The following is a 17,914-nucleotide window of genomic DNA, read 5'->3' on the forward strand; positions in this document are numbered from 1 at the left end:
TCGTATCTACATAGTCCATGCCGATTCTAGGAGATTCTCTAAATTAAGGCGCGGCCGCATTCTTCGATCCATCGGAACTTGAAAGCGCACCATGTCCTCTTTGTCTCTCCCCGCCCCGATCGCCGCTTACTTCGTGGCGGACAAGCAAGGTCCTGACCGCGTCGCCCAATGCTTCACCCCGGAAGCGGAGGTCAGGGACAACGACGAGGTCTACACCGGTCGCGATGCGATCCGGGCGTGGAAAAAGGCGGCCGATGCGAAGTACACATGCACCACCGAGCCCTTCTCTGTCGAGCTGATCGAAGGCGTTCACGCGGTGAAGGCGCACGTGACCGGCAACTTCGCGGGCAGCCCGCTCGACATGAAATTCTTCTTCCGCCTCGAACGCGGTCTGATCGGGCACATGGAGGTGTCGGTATGAGCTTCGACCTTCAATTGAACGGCCTGCGGGCCGTCGTCACTGGCGGAACCAAGGGACTCGGCGCCGCGGTCGTGCGTGCACTGGTGGAGGGAGGCGCCCGCGTGGCGACGTCCGCTCGCAAAGCACCGGAAGCGCCGGTCGAAGGCGTGTCGTACATCCTTGCCGACTTGTCGACGGCAGAGGGCGTCAAAGCCCTCTCCTCTTCCGTTCTCAAGGCATGGGGCGGCGTTGACCTGCTGATCAACGTGCTTGGCGGCTCGAATGCCCCCTCGGGCGGCTTTGCTGCGCTCACCGACGAGCACTGGCTTTCCGAGTTGGGTCTGAACCTGCTACCCGCCGTGCGCCTGGACCGGGAACTCGTACCGTCGATGCTCGCGCAAGGCTCCGGTGTGGTCATTCATGTGAGCTCGATTCAGCGGGTTCTGCCGCTCCCCGATGCAACCACTGCCTATGCCGCTTCCAAGGGGGCACTGACGACCTACAGCAAGGCCCTCTCACGCGAAGTCACCCCCAAGGGTGTCCGTGTGCTGAGCGTTGCGCCGGGCTGGATCATGACCGAGGCGTCCGAGGTATTCGCGAAGCGTATCGGCGCCGATGCCGGCACCGACTACGAGGGTGGCAAGAAGATCATCATGGATGCCCTTGGCGGCATTCCTATCGGCAGGGCAGCCACGCCGCAGGAGGTTGCCGATTTGATCGTGTTCCTGGCGTCGCCGCGCTCGGCATCCTCCGCTGGATTCGAGTACCGCATTGATGGCGGCACGGTCTCAACACTCTAGGCGCTTCGTCCAGGCGGTAGCGCAGGCACTGAGCTTCGGAACCAGATGAAGAACGGAGCCTTCAGCCGCCACACGCTGGTTTGGCGGCGATAGAGCTGGAGAAGGCTCCGGTGCGATGCAGCAGATTGAACTCCGCGCCGGAGCCTATTCCTTCCGAGCCTCGTGCTTCTTCAGCACCTCCTGCTCCGCGGTTGGGGGCATACCGATCAACGAATTGCTTCGATCCGCATCCGCCCGTCCACTTCATACGCGCAGTCGGCATTAAAAAGGGCGCCTCTGAAGGCTGTCAGGAACTCTTCGCCGCGGCGCGTTGCGCCGCTCTGACCGACACCTTCTTCGCGCAGAGCTCGTGCCAGAGCCGGGCATTCAGCACGCTGCGGGATCTTCCTATGGCCAACAATGGGCGCCTGCACGCACCCACTCATCCGTTGGCCATGGTTCTCGATCCCTTCACCCTGCTCGTCCTCACCGCAGCCATGGCCGCTGCCTCGGCGCTGTACCTGGCTGCGGAGTGGGACAGCGTGCGCGAACCTTCGCTGCTGCTCTGGAGCGCCGGCTTTGCCATCATCGCCGTGGGCAGCGTGCTAGCTTTGCTGCGCTCCAGCGGCCATGTGCTGTTCGGCATCTGGTTCCCCAATGGCTTGCTGATCGGCGCCCACTGGATGTTCCTGGCCGGTGTCGCGCGATTCACGCGCACCCGTCTGCCACGCGCCTGGTGGTTGCTGGCCGTCGTCTGGCTCGCGATGCTGCTGCTGCCCGACGGGCCCTGGTGGTCCAAGGCGATGCTGGGGATCCAGTCATTGCTGATCGCCGTCATCACCCTGCGCGCCGGTCTGCTGCTCCGTCCCCACGGCGGCGTGCTGAGCCCCGGCGCGGCGCAGCTGCGCTTCGTCCTGCTGGCCCACGGCCTGTTCTACCTCGCCAAGGCCAGTTCGGCCGTGGCCCCGGACGCCGTCGTCAACTTGGCCGGTTTCCGCGGCACGGTGATTCTGGTATCGCTGGTGGAAGGCGTGATGGCGATCATGCTGCTGGCGATGTCAATGACGGGCACCGAGCGACATCGCCGCGAGGAGCGCATCGCGGAGATCGCCGCACGCGACCCGCTGACCGATCTGGACAACCGACGCGCGCTCTACCTGCGCGCACCCGCGCTGCTGGAGCAAGCCTCCCCGGCCAGCCCTTGCGCCCTGCTGCTGATCGACATCGACCACTTCAAGCAGGTCAACGACCTGCACGGTCACGCCGCCGGCGACCGCCTGCTGCTGACCCTGAGTGAGCTCATCCGCGGCGCGCTTCCCTTGGGTTCGCTCGCCGCGCGGCTGGGCGGGGACGAATTCGTGATCCTGCTGCGAGGCGTCTCCAGCGCCACCGCGCTGACATGGGGCCAGGATTTGCGCGAGGCATTCTCGCTGCAGGCGCGCGAGATGTTCGTGACGCCGGAGCCGGTGTCCCTCAGCATCGGCGCGACCTTGTCGAGCCAGCCCGACGCGGAACTGTCGCACTGGCTGAAGCAGGCCGACGAGGCGCTCTACGCGTCCAAGCGCAAGGGTCGCGACCGCATGGAGCTGGTCCCGCTCGTGCCCGGACCGCCGCGCTGACAATCCGACGGCACGACAGACGGCTTCACAATCACGGCGCTCGCGCCCGTTCGATTCCCACCTTTCATCATGGATAAATCCTTGCTGCAGCAGCAGGTCCTGGAACGGCTTGCCGCAGACCTGCTGCACGCCGAGCAGTCCGCACGCACGGCGCATGAGACGGCGACTCACGAAGAGAACATCGCCGAGAACAAGTACGACACCCTGGGTCTCGAGGCCGCCTACCTGGCCACCGGTCAAGCGCGTCGCGCCGAGGCCATCCGCGAGGCGATGGCCAGCTGGCGCCAGTTCCGGCCGGGCGCGTACGACGCCGCGAGAGGGATCCAGCTCGGCGCGTTGGTCTGCCTGGCAGATGCCGACGACAAGCAGCAGCACCTGTTCCTCGGCCCGGACGGGGGCAGCATGCAGCTGGTGAACGACGCTCAGCGGGTTCAGGTCATCAGCATCAAGGCGCCACTGGGCAATGCGCTACTGGGCAAGTGCGAAGGCGATGAGGTATCGATTCAGATCGGATCTGCCCGACAACAGTTCGAGGTGATATGGGTTGAATGAGCGTCGAGCCTCGAAGGTGAGGCGTTGCACTGCCTTCGCCAGCGACTGGCATCTGCGGCGTTTCGAACCTCCATCGACTTCTTCAAGATGCGTCAGTCGCTCGCCGAGCTTTCACAGAGTTCCGTACAGAACCTCAAAAACGCCTCGACGGCAGCGGGAGCAAGGCGCCGGGTGGGTCGGATCGCGTAGAGCGGGAACGTTTCACCCGGCCAGTCCGGGAACAACTCGATGAGATGCCCGCCTTCAATCAGGTGCTCAACACCCAGCGCCAATACTTGGGCAATCCCTGCGCCGGCCAAGCACGCATGCACCAGGGTGTCGGCATCGGACACCGTCAAATGGCCAGACGTCTGAACAGGCTGCACCTCACGGCCGCGGTGAAACTCCCAAGCAAAGGGCCGGCCCCGTTGCGGATCGATGTACTGGATGCAGTTGTGGCCTTCCAGCTTGGCCGGAGTCCGTGGTCGCCCGTGCCGGGCCAGGTATGCAGGGGCGGCCACCGTGAGCACCCGGGTTTCCAGGAGGAGCCTCGAAGTCATGGTGGACGGCGGTTGCGGTCCGAAACGAACCGCCACATCGATGCCATCTGCGACCAGGTCGCCCGCATCCGGGTGCTGAACCACCTGGAGTTCAAGCTCTGGGTGAAGCGCCTGCAATCGCGGCAGCGCCGGCGCGAGCACATGACGCGCAAACAGCGGGTTCAGGCTCACGCGCAATAGCCCTCGCACGCTTGAAGCTGCGCCTGAAGCGAAATTCGCGGCCTCTTCAATTCCTTCCAGATGAGGGACAGCGCGTTCATACAACCGCGCGCCCTCGCCGGTGAGACGCACCGATCGCGTCGTGCGGTCAAGCAAGCGCACACCCAGGCGCTTCTCCAGCCGCGCAACAGACCGGCTGATCCCGGAGGCAGACATCCCCAACACCTCTCCAGCCCTGCTGAAGCTTCCGCTCTCCACCACCGCCGCCAGGACGCTCATTCCGGCCAGCAACCTTCCGTCAAAGCTCATCTCAGCTCCGATGCCGTGCTCAACGATCTGTGACTTTAAGCAAAGATGAATTGAACAGCACCACCTTTATCAAAAACGCCCCGGTTCGCATCATCCGCTCCGTCCCCTTCATTCTTCGGAGCTTTCCATGTCGAACCGCAACATCCTCTTCAAAGGCGGCACCGTCATCACGATGGATCCCGTCGTCCCCAATCTCGCCCTCGGCGACGTCCTGGTACATGGCGACAAGATCGCCGCGGTAGGGGCGAATCTGCAGGCTGGCGACGCGGAGATCATCGATGCCAAGGGCACCATCGTCATGCCCGGGTTCATCGACGCCCACCACCATGCGTGGCTCGGGGTGATGCGTCGCCTGATGCCGGACGTGGACGACCTGTTCGCCTACATCGACGTCGTCGCCGAGAAGCTTGGCGCCCACTACCGGCCTCAGGACATGTTTGTCAGCAACAGGCTGACCGCGATCGCTTCCCTGGACGCGGGCATCACCACGATCGTCGATGCCTGCCACAGTTCGCGCAGCCCCGACCACACCGATGCCGCCATCGACGCGCTGAATCAGTCAGGCATCCGCGCTGTCCACATGGTTGGCGCTGCGATGGACAAGCAAGCCAGCGTGTCGCACCTGCCGCAGGATCTGAAGCGCCTGGCCGAGCGATGGAATACCCAGAACAGCCGCATTCAGGTGGGGTTGTTCGGTCAGCTGAAGCTGGACTGGTGGGAGGTCGCTCGTCAACTCGACATGCGCATCCTCACCGAGTTCATCGGAGATCTCGCCAAGCTCGGCCCCGAGTTCGCCAAGCCCGGCATCCTCGGCCCGGACAACATCTTCAACCACTGCACCCGCGTGCCGGCGGAGACCTGGAAGCTGCTTGCCGACGCCGGCGTGAACATCACGATCAATCCGCGATCGGACGCTCTCTTCGGGTTCGATGACGAATCGTTCGCCTATCAAGTCGCTGTCGATCACGGCCTCGCACCGGCCCTGGGCATCGACCTGGACACGGCGTTCGGGAGCGACATGTTTGGCGAGATGCACGCCCTGTTCAACCAGCAGCGAGCAGCCATGCGGTATCGCCGCTTCCGCGGCGAGGCGAACGTCGCTGCGCCCATCGGCGTCGAAGAAGTGCTCCGAGCCGCAACGGTGAATGGCGCGCGTGCGGCCGGCATCGCCGATGGCGTCGGGACGCTGACGCCCGGCAAGCAGGCCGACCTGATCATGGTCCGGACTGACGGCGCGGCGGTGTTCCCGGTCACGAACGCCATCGGCACGATCGTCCAGGCCGTGGAGCGCTCCGACGTCGACACGGTCATGGTGGATGGTGTGATCCGCAAGCGCGACGGCAAGCTCATCGGTGTGGACCTGGCGCAGCTGAGCTCGGACGCGAACGCCTCGCTGGACTACTTGATCGACGCCAGCGGTTATCGCACCGATCTATTCAAGACGGCAGCCTGAGCTGCACCCCTCCACCCAACAAGGATCCAGCCATGTCTGCCATCGCTTCGTCCCCTCGGGACGGAGCGGCGCGGCCCGAGGGCGCGCCGCTTCCCCTGTCCCGCCCATCTCCCGGCGTCATTGCGGCGCTGTTCTGCGGCTATCTCGCGGTGGGGCTGCCATTGCCGGTGCTGCCCCTCTTCATCCACGAGCGGCTTGGATTCAGCAACTTTGTGGTCGGGTTGGTCATTGGCATCCAGTTCCTCGCCACGGTGCTGACTCGCGGCTACGCGGGGCGAATTACCGATCAACAAGGCGGCCGCCGTTCCGCGCTGCAAGGTGCGATTGGCTGCGCGCTGGCCGGTGTGCTGTATCTCGTTGCCGCACTCCCAGGTTGGTCCGCAGGGGCGGCCTTGTCGATCGTCGTGATCGGACGGCTCATGGCCGGTTTCGGAGAAAGCCAGTTCGTGACCGGCTGTGTGTCTTGGTCGATCGCCTCGGTGGGACCCACGCGCGCAGGGCTGTCCATGTCCTGGACCGGCATCGCGATGTTCGCCGCGTTGTCCATCGGCGCTCCGGTCGGGATGACGCTGTACCGACAAATGGGGCTGCAAGCCGTCATGCTGGCTTGCATCGCTGCTCCTGCCGCGGCTTGGATGCTCGCCATCGGCACGGCCGGCTATCGATCGCCTGCCGGTGTGCGCATCCCTTTCCATCGGGTCGTTGGGCAGATCTGGCGCCAAGGTGCTGGACTGACGTTGCAAGGCGTGGGGTTGGCGGGCCTGACCGCATTTGCATCGCTGTTCTTTGCGTCCAGAGGCTGGACGCACGCGGGTGTGGTGATGACCTGTTTCGGCGCTGGATTCATCGCTGTGCGTCTGATGTTCGGGCATCTGCCGGACAAGATCGGAGGGAATACCGTGGCGCTGTGGTCCTTGATGGTTGAGGCCATCGGCCAAGCGTTGGTCTGGGGGGCCACGCATGAAGGCATTGCATTGGCCGGTGCGTTCGTCACCGGTCTCGGCTGTGCGCTCGTCTATCCCGCACTCGGCGTGGAAGCGCTCAAGCGCGTCCCACCGGCCAACCGAGGTAGCGCGATCGGAGCCTTCGCCGCGTTCCTTGACATCGCCTATGGCATCGCCGGTCCAACGGCCGGCTTGGTGGCTGGTCACTTCGGATACGCCGCCGTCTACGTGTTGGGTGCAGCGAGTGCATTGCTCGGCGCGGCACTGATCTTGGTCGGCGATCGTTAGCAACCCGACGGAGACGCCCCCTATCGAAGCGGACACCAGTTCCGCCAGTTTCTTCAACAATGTCCAAGGAGTCTTTTCATGTCTCGCATTCTGATCACTGGATCGTCTGAAGGCCTCGGCCTGATGGCCGGTCAGCTTCTCGTCAGTCAAGGGCATCAGGTCGTGCTGCATGCGCGCAGCCAAAGCCGCGCGGCTGACGCCAAACGAGGGCTTCCTGAAGCTGAAGCCATCGTTGTCGGTGACGTCAGCAGCATTGCGGGGACTCGGCAGGTCGCCGAGCAAGCCAATGAGCTTGGCACCTTTGACGCCGTCATCCACAACGTGGCCGTTGGTTACCGCGAACCGCGGCGCGTCACGACCGCCGACGGCCTTCCTCATGTGTTCGCGATCAACACCCTGACGCCCTACTTGTTGACGGCGCTGATGCACCGTCCCAAGCGCTTGGTCTACCTGAGCTCGGGCATGCACCACCACGTCGATGCCAACCTGGATGATTTGCTTTGGACGGAACGCCACTGGAATGGGGCCGACGCGTATGCCGAGAGCAAACTGCATGACGCCATGTTGGCATTCGCAATGGCGCGGCGCTGGACCGACGTGATCAGCACTGCGCTCGAACCGGGATGGGTCAAGACCCGCATGGGCGGAAGCAGCGCCAATGACGATCTTTCGCAGGCGCACCTCACGCAGGCTTGGCTCGCCGTGAGCGAGGACAAGGGCGCCAAGGTGTCGGGCGACTACTTCTATCACCTCAAGCGCATGGCCCCCAACCCGCAGGCGCTCAATGCCGCTTTGCAGGATCGCTTGCTGGAGAGGTGCGCGCAGATCTCGGGCGTGAGGATGCCGGAGTGAGGCTGCACGGGCGAGATCCGAGTAGCGGGCCTCCGAGACCGGCCATGAACCAGAAAGAACTGCCGAAACTTTCCGAGTTAATTGCCGGCTCGCGAGAACAAGCGTTCCTGGCCATCGAGGTCCGAGGCGGCCGGCCCCGTGGCGCAGAGGGTCGATCTTTCGCTGCGAAAGTCTGAGACAGATGCCACCTGGGGAGTCACCCGCAACCAGTCGCGGCGTCGATGTCTGAGACAGTGAAAAGGTCCGCTTCTGGCCGAGGCTGTGCGAAAACACGCCCTCATTGCTCGCACGCGGAGAAGCGGCCTCTCAGATCGGCCCAGGATCGACGGCCGAAGGCTCGTTGATGGTGTCGAGCTCCCGGAAACCGACGGCCGGAGAAGTTCTCACACAGCCTCGGCTGATAGCGGCCATGGCGGAATGACTCTCGAGTAAGCTGTTGTGAATGCCGCTGCTTGCCAAACTACGTCTACTCGTCACAGGTCGGTTTCGATCGCAGAACGGCGATTCGACGCTGTCCCACCGCCCCACTTGGGACCTTGTCATCGGCCGGAGCCATTTGGGCAGGCTGGATCTCGTTGGCTATGAGACACCGTGGATCACGGCGGCGTTCTCTCCGAGCCCCGAATTCGCCAGGTGGGTTCCATTGATCTTATGGTGGCAGAGAGCGGAACAGGAAGCAGACGATGGGCTTGAGCAGCCGATGCCTCCGGAGGTCGAAAGCTTGTGGGATGAAGCTCAGCGTGAAGGCCGACTCATCGCCGTTGAGCGAGGAGATGTGACGTCGCGAAGGAGCGAGCCGTTTCACTTCTCCGAGGATTTCAAGTTCGTCAGATTCCGGTGACGCGTTGGTTTGCTCGGGACACGGACTGCAGTGGCGGTTTCAGGCTGATCAGAGTCATTCGGGCTCGACAGACGAAGCGGCTGCTTCTGTCATGACCGGACATTCAACGGGCAACCGCACCGATGGTGTCCGGCCTCGCAAGACTCCGACCAGTTAATGGGTTTGACGCAGAGCGTCAGGTCTTGCCAGAGCCACGAAAAGCGATGGCGTCCTTCACGCTCTTCAACCTGCCGCGTAGCAGCGCGTCGTCGTGCGGCAGGTCAAGGAAGTTGCAGGCCTGCTCCATCGTCTTGAACCCGAACCGGTTGCCGACATGGAACTGGATGAGGTGCTCCACGCACCGCTTGAGCTGATACACCTCGCCCTCAACGTCGCCCGTAGACATGCCGCCATGCACCGAGCGATTGCGGTATCGACGAAGGTGCTCAAGGACCTGCCCCTGGTGCGCAACATCCACATAGAGGAATTTCACGCGTCGGACTGTCTTGTCATAGCTCGCCAACCCAGTGTCGGTCAGGAACTCCATCAGGCTCCAAAGCTTCTGGATCGCGAGATCGTGGTCTTCCAGATCCAGTGCCCGCGCGTAGCGCACCAACGCTTTCTCCAGGTCAGCCGCATAGGGATGCCGACCTATGCGCCGACGCAGCTGCTGCCCTTTGTCGAGGGCAACTTGATGATCGCGCGACATGTCGGTGATTTCCGCCCTGCGCCAGAACGTCGTCTCGTACCAGAACTGCCCCGCGTAAGCGTGGCCCGATGGGTCATGGAAGGTGTGGATGGGGCCGATGAAAATCTTGCTGATGGGCTGCCGTGGTCCGTCAATGGTGTGCCGCCAGGCCGTCGTAAGGAAAAAATTCCAAATGCCTCGCAGCACGTCGATCGCATCAAGCGATCGCGTAGCCGCCTCCTCGGGCGTCCTCGCTTCGACTTGCGCCTTGATGACCAGCATCCTCGGCTCCTCCTCCAGAGGCAGCCAGCTTCGATGCTGGGTGTACAGCGCCGCACGCGTCGTCTGGACGACCTTGGGCATCTTGGCCAAGAAGCTCAGCTTCACGCCGTTGATGTCGGTGCTGCCCAGCTTGTTGCCCGGCGCGATCGTGATCGACGTGAACAAGACGTACTTCTTTCGCGGCATCGCTGCATAAGCCTTGAAGCCCGCCTGGATGTGGGCGAGCAGTTCCTTTGGCGTGGTGGCGCCCGCGTTTGCGGCGCTGCGTGACGCTTCCTCCAGCAGCTCATACCTGACGCCCCAGGGGACGGCTTCAGGGAACTGGACCATTGATCGCAACAGCGTCACGAAGTTCTTTGCCTCGCCGTCGAAGCCGACCAGACCTCCTGTATTGGCCAGGTGCACAAAGCGGCTGAGCAACACGCGCTGATCAAATCCGTCGACCCATGAAGCCTGCATAACCCCCTCCCATAACCTGATTTACGATTAGACACACATCAGAAGAATAGGTCTTGCCTACCCAAGGGAGGGACTGGGATGCGATTGACGGTGCCGCCTGTGATGGGCGTCAATGCGAAGACCTCGCGGGGGGTGATCGAACAGCTCGCGCACCCCGCCGAGGTCATCCAGGGGGAGTGGACAAAGTTCGCGATCCCTTCCCGCTCCGGCTGGAAGCTTGCCGGCCAGGATGGGCGGGTGGTCTATGTCTTCGCGAAGGCACCGCCATCGCTGAGCCAGCTGCCAAGTGACGGGCCCACGCTACTCGGCGACGTGCCAGAGGGCGTCGCTGAGGCCGATCTCAGTGGCGGCAGATGGCTGGCTCACCCCGACCTCGACAGTAACCTCACGCCCGCTCAAGCGCGCGAGAGCTGGTTTGCCGCGTTCAACTTCGTTGGCGAGGAGCAGCTTCGCGAAGGGCAAGTGGGCCTGCGTCGTCCGCAGCTTGGGGCACTGCACGCCATCCACGCGCACTGGTCGACCAAGACCGACGTCGCCACCGTTGTCATGCCGACTGGAACAGGCAAGACCGAGACGATGCTGGCCACCATGATCTCTGCTCGGTGCACGCGGATCATGGTGATCGTGCCCACGGATGCACTTCGGACGCAGATCGCGCTCAAGTTCCGCACGCTGGGCATATTGAAGGATGCCCGGTCCGTGCTGCTCAAGGCAGGTGTGATGAGACCCGTCGTCGGCACCCTTGAGAAGCGGCCAACGAGCGTCGAAGAGGTGGGTGAGCTATTCAGGCGCTGCAACGTCATTGTGTCGACCAGCATTCTTGCCGCGAAGTGCAGCGACGAAGTCCAGGCCAGGATGGCCGAGGCCTGTACCCACCTGTTCATTGATGAGGCTCACCACGCTGAAGCACCGACTTGGCATGCGCTCAAGTCGGTCTTCAAGGCGCAGAAGCGCCAAGTCCTGCAGTTCACGGCGACGCCGTTTCGTGAGGACGGCGTGCCGCTCGATGGGGAAATCATCTACGTCTACCCTATGCGGCAGGCCCAACGCGAGGGCTACTTCCGCCCCATCCGCTTCAGCTCGGTCTACGCCTTCAACAGCGCCCGGGCCGATCGCGACATTGCAGCCAAGGTGATTGAGGAGCTGAAGGCGGATGCGACGGGCTTGCATGTCGCGATGGCCCGCGTGTCCACGCAGATCCGTGCCGCCGAGGTGCTGGCGATCTATGAGGAACTCGGCGAGTTCAATCCGGTGATGCTCCACAGCGGTATGAAGAAGGCCGACGCCCAGGCCGCGCGCGGCGCGCTGGACAACCGCAAAGCGCGCATCGTCGTCTGCGTCGACATGCTGGGCGAAGGCTTCGACATGCCGGAGCTGAAGATTGCAGCGTTCCATGACCTGCGCAAGAGCCTCGCCGTCACGCTGCAGTTGGCCGGCCGCTTCACGCGATCCCGAGACGACCTCGGCGATCCCGTCTTCATCGCAAATATTGCTGACGTCAACCTGCGCGACGAGCTTCGAACGCTGTACACCCAGGACCCTGATTGGAACCTGCTTCTCCCGAATCTGAGTGAGGCCGCGATCGGGGACGAGCTGGAAGCCCAGCGCTTCATGAGCGGTTTCAGCAGCCAACTGGACGAGATCCCGGTGAACGAGATCCGGCCGGCCGCAAGCATGGTGGCATACCGCACGCACTGCACGAAGTGGACGCCTTCCGACTTCAAAGGCGCATTCCCTGGGCTTTCTGAAGGAGAAGAGATCTACCCCATCCTCAATGAGAAGGAGCACATGCTCATCATCATTGCCGCGAGGAGACAGGGCGTACCTTGGACTGACGTGCCTGCTGTTGAAGGTTTGGTCTGGGAGCTGTGCATCGCCATCTGGGACAAGGAGCAGTCGCTGCTCTTCATCCACGGATCGACGAACACGGGCGCCTACTCGCCATTCGCGAGGGCCCTGTGCGGGAACGATGTCGAGTTGATCCAGGCACCCGAGGTGTTCCGGGCGTTCGGTGGCATCAACCGCTTGATGCTGACGAACGTTGGCTTGGATGAACAGTTTGGCCGTCAGATCCGCTTTACAGGCCGCATGGGGCCGGATGTCGCGGCGCCCCTCTCCGATGCCACGCTGGAGACGACCACCAAGTCGGTACTCGCCGGTTCCGGCTTCGAGAGGGGCGGTCCGGCGTCTATCGGCGCAGGCAAGAAGGGGCGTGTATGGACGCACCTGCGCCTGAAGGTCAACGAGTTCTCCACCTGGTGCAAACGCGTCGGCGCCAAACTCATCGACGAAAGCATCGACCCCGAGGAGGTCCTGGGAGGAACACTGGTCCAGAAGATCATCGGCCAGCGTCCAGCATCCGTGCCGGTAGGCGTGGACTGGCCGGTGGAACTCCTCGACCACGTCGAGTCCGCGACAAAGATTTCGTTCGGCACCACAATCGACCAGCACCTGACCAACTGCAGCATCGAGATTCGAGACTGCAGCGCGACCGGACCGATCATCCTGCGAGTGTTCTGCGAAAGCCGTGAGGTACAGGTCCGGCTCAACTTCCTGACCCGCGGCAAGGCGCTCGATTTCGAATTCGTCTACGAAGGCAGCGCGAAGGCGACGATCCAGCGCGGAGAGAGCTACGACCTCTGCGCCTACCTGACAGAAAACCCGCCGACGGTCTGGTTCGCCGACGGATCCAAGCTGGAGGGCAACCTCCATGTCGAGTTGCGTACTGCGGCGCAGCTGTATTCCCGCGATCGCTTGGAAGCGCTCGACTGGTCTGGCATCGACATCACCAAGGAATCGCAACGCGAGGAGCGGCGGCCCAACTCCGTCCAGTACCGGACCATCGAGCACATCAAGGCGGAGAACAGGCACGAGATCCTGATCGATGACGACGGCGCGGGCGAAGCTGCCGACATCGTTGGCATTAGCCTGGACAGCAAAACGCTGCCTCGCCTCATCAAGGTGGACCTGTACCACTGCAAATACTCCGGCGGCGAAGCGCCCGGTGCGCGCATTGACGACATGTACGTCGTTTGCGGGCAGGCCCAACGCAGCATCATGTGGCTGCACAACAAGGAACGGCGTTCGGACCTCTTCGCTCACCTCTTGAAGCGGGACGCGGATCGAGTCGAAAGCGGCCGGCCCACACGCTTTGAGATCGGGTCAAAGGACCGGCTGGCGCAGATCCGCGACCTCAGCCGCGTATGCGCGGTCGCCCTGCGCGTCTACATCGTCCAGCCCGGGCTTTCCAAGGCAGGCGCGGCAGAACACCAGCTCGCACTGCTGGGCGTCACCGAAAGGTTCCTGTCCGAGACCTACCAGGTGCCCCTCAAGGTCTACTGCAGCCAGGCCTAGCCTCCATGCGCTGGTCTACCTCGGCAATCGAAGCAGTCCGGCCAGTTGAATGGCCGCATTGAGGCCGAGACCGTGAGCTGAATAGGCCGGGGCGAAGGACCGGACACGCTGGGATGCCGCCGCGGCTTCAGGCTGGAAGCAGCCCTTGGGGCGTAGCTCTCGCCGAGGCTTGCCTAGCCCCGGCTAACACCATCCCTTCGTCTATCGGTCGGCCATGAACTCAAGACGGTCATGGGTAAAGGCTCTCGCATCGAATGGGCGCGCCACGCCTTCAACCCTGGTGGGGATACGTCAAGGTCTCGCCGGCCCGCGATCACTGCTACGCGGAATCGTGGGCCAAACGCGTTAACTCCGACGTCTGGGGCCGAATCACAGCGGCGGTTCTTCAGCGATGCCCACTGGAAGGGGCTATTGAAGTGGAACGGGGACGCAACGGCCGAGGCGTTCGGCGCTGCGTTTTCTGCGCCTCAATGGCAGATGTCTTCGAGAATCGGCCTGACCTGATAGCGCCACGGCAGCGGCCGTTTTTTCATTAACTGCCTGCAGTTTTGCAGTCAAGGCCCCGCCGCACGGGAAATTTTCATGAGCTATTTGCGGCGGGGGACAACAAGGCGCCAACGGCCTCCCCTCACTCCACCGTCACACTCTTCGCCAAATTCCTCGGCTTATCCACATCCGTGCCGCGCGCACACGCCGTGTGATACGCCAGCAGCTGCAGCGGCACCGTATGCAGGATCGGGCTCAGCGCGCCGTAGTGCTCCGGCAGCCGGATCACATGCAGCCCTTGCTCGCTTTCGATCCGCGTGTCGCCGTCCGCGAAGACGAACAGCTCTCCACCCCGCGCCCGCACTTCCTGCATGTTGCTCTTGAGCTTCTCCAGCAGCGTGTCGTTCGGCGCCACCGTCACCACCGGCATCTGCGCGGTCACCAGCGCCAGCGGGCCGTGCTTCAACTCACCCGCCGGATAGGCCTCGGCGTGGATGTAGCTGATCTCCTTGAGCTTCAGCGCGCCTTCCAGCGCGATCGGGTAATGCAGCCCGCGACCCAGGAACAGCGCGTTCTCCTTGCGCGCGAATTCCTCGCTCCACGCGATCACCTGCGGCTCCAGCGCCAGCACCGCCTGCACCGCCACCGGCAGGTGGCGCAGCGCCTTCAGGTGCTCCGCTTCCTGCTCGTCCGTCAGGTGGCCCCGCGTCTGCGCCAGCGCCAGCGCCAGCAGGAACAAGCCCACCAGCTGGGTCGTGAACGCCTTCGTCGACGCCACGCCGATCTCCGCGCCCGCGCGCGTGATGTAGGCCAGCGCGCATTCACGCACCATCGCGCTCGTCGACACGTTGCACACCGTCAGCGTGTGTTGCATCCCCAGCGAGCGCGCATGCTTGAGCGCCGCCAGCGTGTCCGCCGTCTCGCCGCTCTGGCTGATCGTCACCACCAGCGTGCGCGGATTCGGCACGCTGTCGCGGTAGCGGTACTCGCTCGCGATCTCCACGCTGGTCGGAATCTTCGCGATGCTCTCCAGCCAGTACTTGGCCGTCGAGCCCGCGTAATAGCTGGTCCCGCACGCCAGGATCAGCACCGAGTCGACCTCCTTGAACACCCGGTACGCGCCGTCGCCGAACAGCTCCGGGCTGATGCCCGTCACCGCATCCAGCGTGTTGGCGATCGCCACCGGCTGCTCGAAGATCTCCTTCTGCATGTAATGCCGGTACGGGCCCAGTTCCGCGGCACCGCTGTGCGCATGCACCGTCTTCACCTCGCGCTCGACATTGACGAAGCGCCCCGTCGTCGCATCCTTGCTGCTGATCCAGTAGCGACCCAGTTGGAGGTCGACCACGTCGCCCTCTTCCAGGTACACGATCTGGTCGGTCACGCCGGCCAGCGCCATCGCGTCCGAGGCGACGAAGTTCGCGCCGGCGTAGTCGTCCTTGCCCACGCCCAGCACCATCGGCGAGCCCTCGCGCGCGCCGATCACCCGATGCGGCTCGTCCTTGTGGAACACCGCGATCGCGTACGCGCCGCGCAGTTGCCCCACCGCGGTCTGCACCGCCTCCAGCAGGTCGCCGTGGTAATGGAAGTCCACCAGGTGGGCGATGACCTCGGTATCGGTCTGGCTGTGGAAGACATAGCCGCGGCCCTTCAGCTCGGCACGCAACTCGTCATGGTTCTCGATGATCCCGTTGTGGACCAGCGCCACGCGGCCGGGCTGACGATGCGCCTCGGCGCCCGGGCCATGCGAGAAGTGCGGATGCGCGTTATGCACCGCCGGCGCGCCGTGCGTCGCCCAGCGGGTGTGCGCGATGCCGGTGCCGGCCGCCACGCCGTCCTGCGCCGCCAGCGCCTGCAGTTCCGCCACCCGCGAGGTGCTGCGCGCCCGGCGCAGCATGCCGTCCTGGTGCACCGCCACGCCGCACGAGTCGTACCCGCGGTACTCGAGCCGCTTCAGGCCCTCGATCAGGATGGGAACGATGTCTTTCTGGCTGACCGCGCCGACGATGCCGCACATGATGTCTCTCCCCGGGCGTCCCGGATGAATTGCGAATGGGCGCAATCCTAGGCATCCCTCTTAGGCCGTTGCTTTCAAATTTGCATCACTAATGAAAGAATCAATCGCCGTCCATCGATGATGGCATTTTATTTCAAATCCGTCCGCCTCATGAAATATTCAGACGATCTGGACGCCATCGACTTGAGGGTGTTGGACCTCCTCCAGCAGGACGCGTCACTCTCCAACCAGGCGTTGGCGGAACGCGCGCATGTCTCGCCCGCCACCTGCCTACGTCGCGTGCGGCGGCTGGTGGAGGCCGGGGTGATCGAGAAGCAGGTAGCGATCCTCTCGCCGGACAAGCTCGGCGCGGGCCTGTCCGCGCTGGTCGAGATCACGCTCGACCGCCAGGGCGCCGAGCACCTGGATGCCTTCGAGGCGATCGCCGTCGCGGCGCCGGAGGTCCAGCAGTGCTGGCGCGTCGCGCCAGGGCCGGACTTCGTGTTGGTGCTGCAGGTGCCGGACATGCCGGCCTATCACGCGCTGGTGCAGCGGCTCTTCACCCAGCAGGCCAACGTCCGCAATGTGAAGGCCTTCTTCAGCGTCAAGCGCGCGAAGTTCGAGCCGCGCCTGACGCTCCCCGCCCCGCGCGCCTGAGCCGGGTCTTGCCCCTCGTCCGCTTGCGGGAGAGGCGGGGATGAGGGCCAGCGGCCGTGGCACCGCACCGAACGACCAGCGCTAGAGGATCAGCGCTTGAGGATCAGCAGGCCCTTGAGGTACTCGCCCTCGGGGAAGTAGATCGTCTGCGGGTGATCCGGCGTCGCGCCGACGCGGTCCAGGATGAGCCCATCCGCGCCCGCGTCGATGCCAGCGCCGGCCACGATCTTGTGGAACAGCTCCGGCCCCACGCCGCCCGAGCAGGAGAAGGTGAACAGCAGGCCGCCGGGATTCAGCAGCATCAGGCCGAGCCGGTTGATGTCCTTGTAGGCGCGCGCGGCGCGTTCCGCGTGAGCCGCCGTCGGCGCGAACTTGGGCGGGTCCAGCACGATCGCGTCGAAGCGCCGGCCCTGCTTGAGCAGGTCGCGCAGCGTGTGGTTCACGTCCGCATCCAGCGCCGTGTGCCGCGCCGGATCGAAGCCATTGAGCGCGACGTGCGCAGTGGCGCGCTCGAGCGCGGGACCGGACGAGTCGACGCTGATGACCTCGCTGGCGCCACCGGCCAGCGCCGCGACGGAGAAGCCGCCGGTGTAGCTGAAGCAGTTCAGCACCGACTGGCAACCGTACTGCCGCACCGCCTCGGCGAACTTGCGGCGGTTGTCGCGCTGGTCGAGGTAGTAGCCGGTCTTGTGACCCTCGGCCACGTCGAGGCTGAGCTTCCAGGTGTTCTCCGAGATGACGATCTCGGTCGGGCCCTCGCCGCGCAGCCAGCCGGTGACCGTCGCCAGGCCCTCGAGCGTGCGCACGTTGGCGTCGGAGCGCTCGTACAGCCGCGTCAGCCCGGTCTGCGCCAGCAGCTGGTCGGCAATGGTCTGCTTCCAGCGCTCGGTGCCGGCGGACAGGAACTGCGCGCTCAGCGTGTCGCCATAGCGGTCGACGATCAGCCCGGGCAGGCCGTCGGCCTCGCCGTGAATGAGCCGCACCGCGTCGGAGTCGATCGGCATGCGGGCCCGCAGCGCGATCGCCGCGGCGATCCGGCGTTCGAAGAAGGCCGCGTCGATGCGCTCCTGCTCATCGAAACTCCAGGCGCGCACCCGGATCAGCGATTCCGGGCTGAACGACGCCCAGCACAGGAATCGGCCATCGGCGGCCTCGACCCGAACGGTCTCGCCAGCGTCGGCCTTGCCCTTGGCGATGGAACCCTCGAACACCCACGGGTGGCGGCGCAGCAGCGAGCGGTCCTTGCCCTCGCGCAGACGGATGATCTTCATAGGGGCG

The 17,914-nt window shown here is 64.2% G+C and carries 14 protein-coding genes; 10 read left to right on the forward strand and 4 right to left on the reverse strand.

Features of this window, described 5'->3' with window-relative positions; all coding sequences use genetic code 11:
- Window positions 1-91 precede the first annotated feature (91 nt).
- From CS062_RS03980 to CS062_RS03995, 4 genes are all read left to right on the forward strand, one after another.
- Window positions 92-421, forward strand: a complete 330-nt coding sequence (locus tag CS062_RS03980; protein WP_099860174.1) for a nuclear transport factor 2 family protein — start codon at window positions 92-94, stop codon at window positions 419-421.
- Complete coding sequence (locus CS062_RS03985; RefSeq protein ID WP_099860176.1) at window positions 418-1,200, forward strand: SDR family oxidoreductase; 783 nt, start codon at window positions 418-420, stop codon at window positions 1,198-1,200. Before CS062_RS03980 ends, CS062_RS03985 begins: the two co-directional genes overlap by 4 nt.
- A gap of 434 nt (window positions 1,201-1,634) precedes the next feature.
- Complete coding sequence (locus CS062_RS03990) at window positions 1,635-2,798, forward strand: GGDEF domain-containing protein (RefSeq protein ID WP_099860177.1); 1,164 nt, start codon at window positions 1,635-1,637, stop codon at window positions 2,796-2,798.
- A gap of 69 nt (window positions 2,799-2,867) precedes the next feature.
- The gene (locus tag CS062_RS03995; RefSeq protein ID WP_099860179.1) at window positions 2,868-3,350 is read left to right on the forward strand and encodes a GreA/GreB family elongation factor; all 483 of its coding nucleotides are present in this window, start codon (window positions 2,868-2,870) and stop codon (window positions 3,348-3,350) included.
- 92 nt (window positions 3,351-3,442) lie between these two features.
- Here the strand turns inward: CS062_RS03995 and CS062_RS04000 are convergent, their stop codons facing one another.
- Complete coding sequence (locus tag CS062_RS04000) at window positions 3,443-4,357, reverse strand: LysR family transcriptional regulator (RefSeq protein WP_099860180.1); 915 nt, start codon at window positions 4,355-4,357, stop codon at window positions 3,443-3,445.
- Between the two features lie 127 nt (window positions 4,358-4,484).
- On the opposite strand from CS062_RS04000, the gene CS062_RS04005 reads away from it, so the two are divergent.
- The 3 genes from CS062_RS04005 (at window position 4,485) to CS062_RS04015 (ending at window position 7,894) form a co-directional block, all read left to right on the forward strand.
- Window positions 4,485-5,810, forward strand: a complete 1,326-nt coding sequence (locus tag CS062_RS04005; RefSeq protein ID WP_099860182.1) for an amidohydrolase family protein — start codon at window positions 4,485-4,487, stop codon at window positions 5,808-5,810.
- Window positions 5,811-5,842: 32 nt separating this feature from the next.
- Entirely contained in the window at window positions 5,843-7,042 is a 1,200-nt protein-coding gene (locus CS062_RS04010; protein ID WP_099860183.1) for an arabinose transporter, read from the forward strand.
- A 78-nt stretch (window positions 7,043-7,120) separates the two neighbouring features.
- The gene (locus CS062_RS04015; protein WP_099860185.1) at window positions 7,121-7,894 is read left to right on the forward strand and encodes an SDR family NAD(P)-dependent oxidoreductase; all 774 of its coding nucleotides are present in this window, start codon (window positions 7,121-7,123) and stop codon (window positions 7,892-7,894) included.
- Window positions 7,895-8,910: 1,016 nt separating this feature from the next.
- On the opposite strand, the gene CS062_RS04020 is transcribed toward CS062_RS04015, so the two are convergent.
- On the reverse strand, window positions 8,911-10,143 hold the full coding sequence (locus CS062_RS04020; protein ID WP_099860186.1) for a hypothetical protein: 1,233 nt from the start codon (window positions 10,141-10,143) through the stop codon (window positions 8,911-8,913).
- A 78-nt stretch (window positions 10,144-10,221) separates the two neighbouring features.
- Between CS062_RS04020 and CS062_RS04025 the strand changes: the two genes are divergently transcribed.
- Both CS062_RS04025 and CS062_RS04030 read left to right on the forward strand, forming a co-directional pair.
- A complete protein-coding gene (locus CS062_RS04025; RefSeq protein ID WP_099860188.1) occupies window positions 10,222-13,497 on the forward strand; it encodes a DEAD/DEAH box helicase in 3,276 nt (1,091 codons plus the stop codon).
- Window positions 13,498-13,751: 254 nt separating this feature from the next.
- Entirely contained in the window at window positions 13,752-14,033 is a 282-nt protein-coding gene (locus CS062_RS04030) for a DUF5131 family protein (RefSeq protein ID WP_143742247.1), read from the forward strand.
- 92 nt (window positions 14,034-14,125) lie between these two features.
- Here CS062_RS04030 and glmS read toward each other — a convergent pair whose 3' ends face one another.
- On the reverse strand, window positions 14,126-16,000 hold the full coding sequence (gene glmS, locus CS062_RS04035; RefSeq protein WP_099860189.1) for a glutamine--fructose-6-phosphate transaminase (isomerizing): 1,875 nt from the start codon (window positions 15,998-16,000) through the stop codon (window positions 14,126-14,128).
- 150 nt (window positions 16,001-16,150) lie between these two features.
- Here glmS and CS062_RS04040 point away from each other — a divergent pair, with 150 nt between their 5' ends.
- Window positions 16,151-16,636, forward strand: coding sequence for an Lrp/AsnC family transcriptional regulator (locus tag CS062_RS04040; RefSeq protein ID WP_099860191.1), 486 nt, complete (start codon window positions 16,151-16,153; stop codon window positions 16,634-16,636).
- Window positions 16,637-16,725: 89 nt separating this feature from the next.
- Here CS062_RS04040 and CS062_RS04045 read toward each other — a convergent pair whose 3' ends face one another.
- A complete protein-coding gene (locus CS062_RS04045; RefSeq protein ID WP_099860192.1) occupies window positions 16,726-17,907 on the reverse strand; it encodes a class I SAM-dependent rRNA methyltransferase in 1,182 nt (393 codons plus the stop codon).
- Window positions 17,908-17,914 lie beyond the last annotated feature (7 nt).

This window comes from Roseateles chitinivorans (assembly GCF_002761755.1).
In the GTDB taxonomy this organism is placed as follows: domain Bacteria; phylum Pseudomonadota; class Gammaproteobacteria; order Burkholderiales; family Burkholderiaceae_C; genus Roseateles; species Roseateles chitinivorans.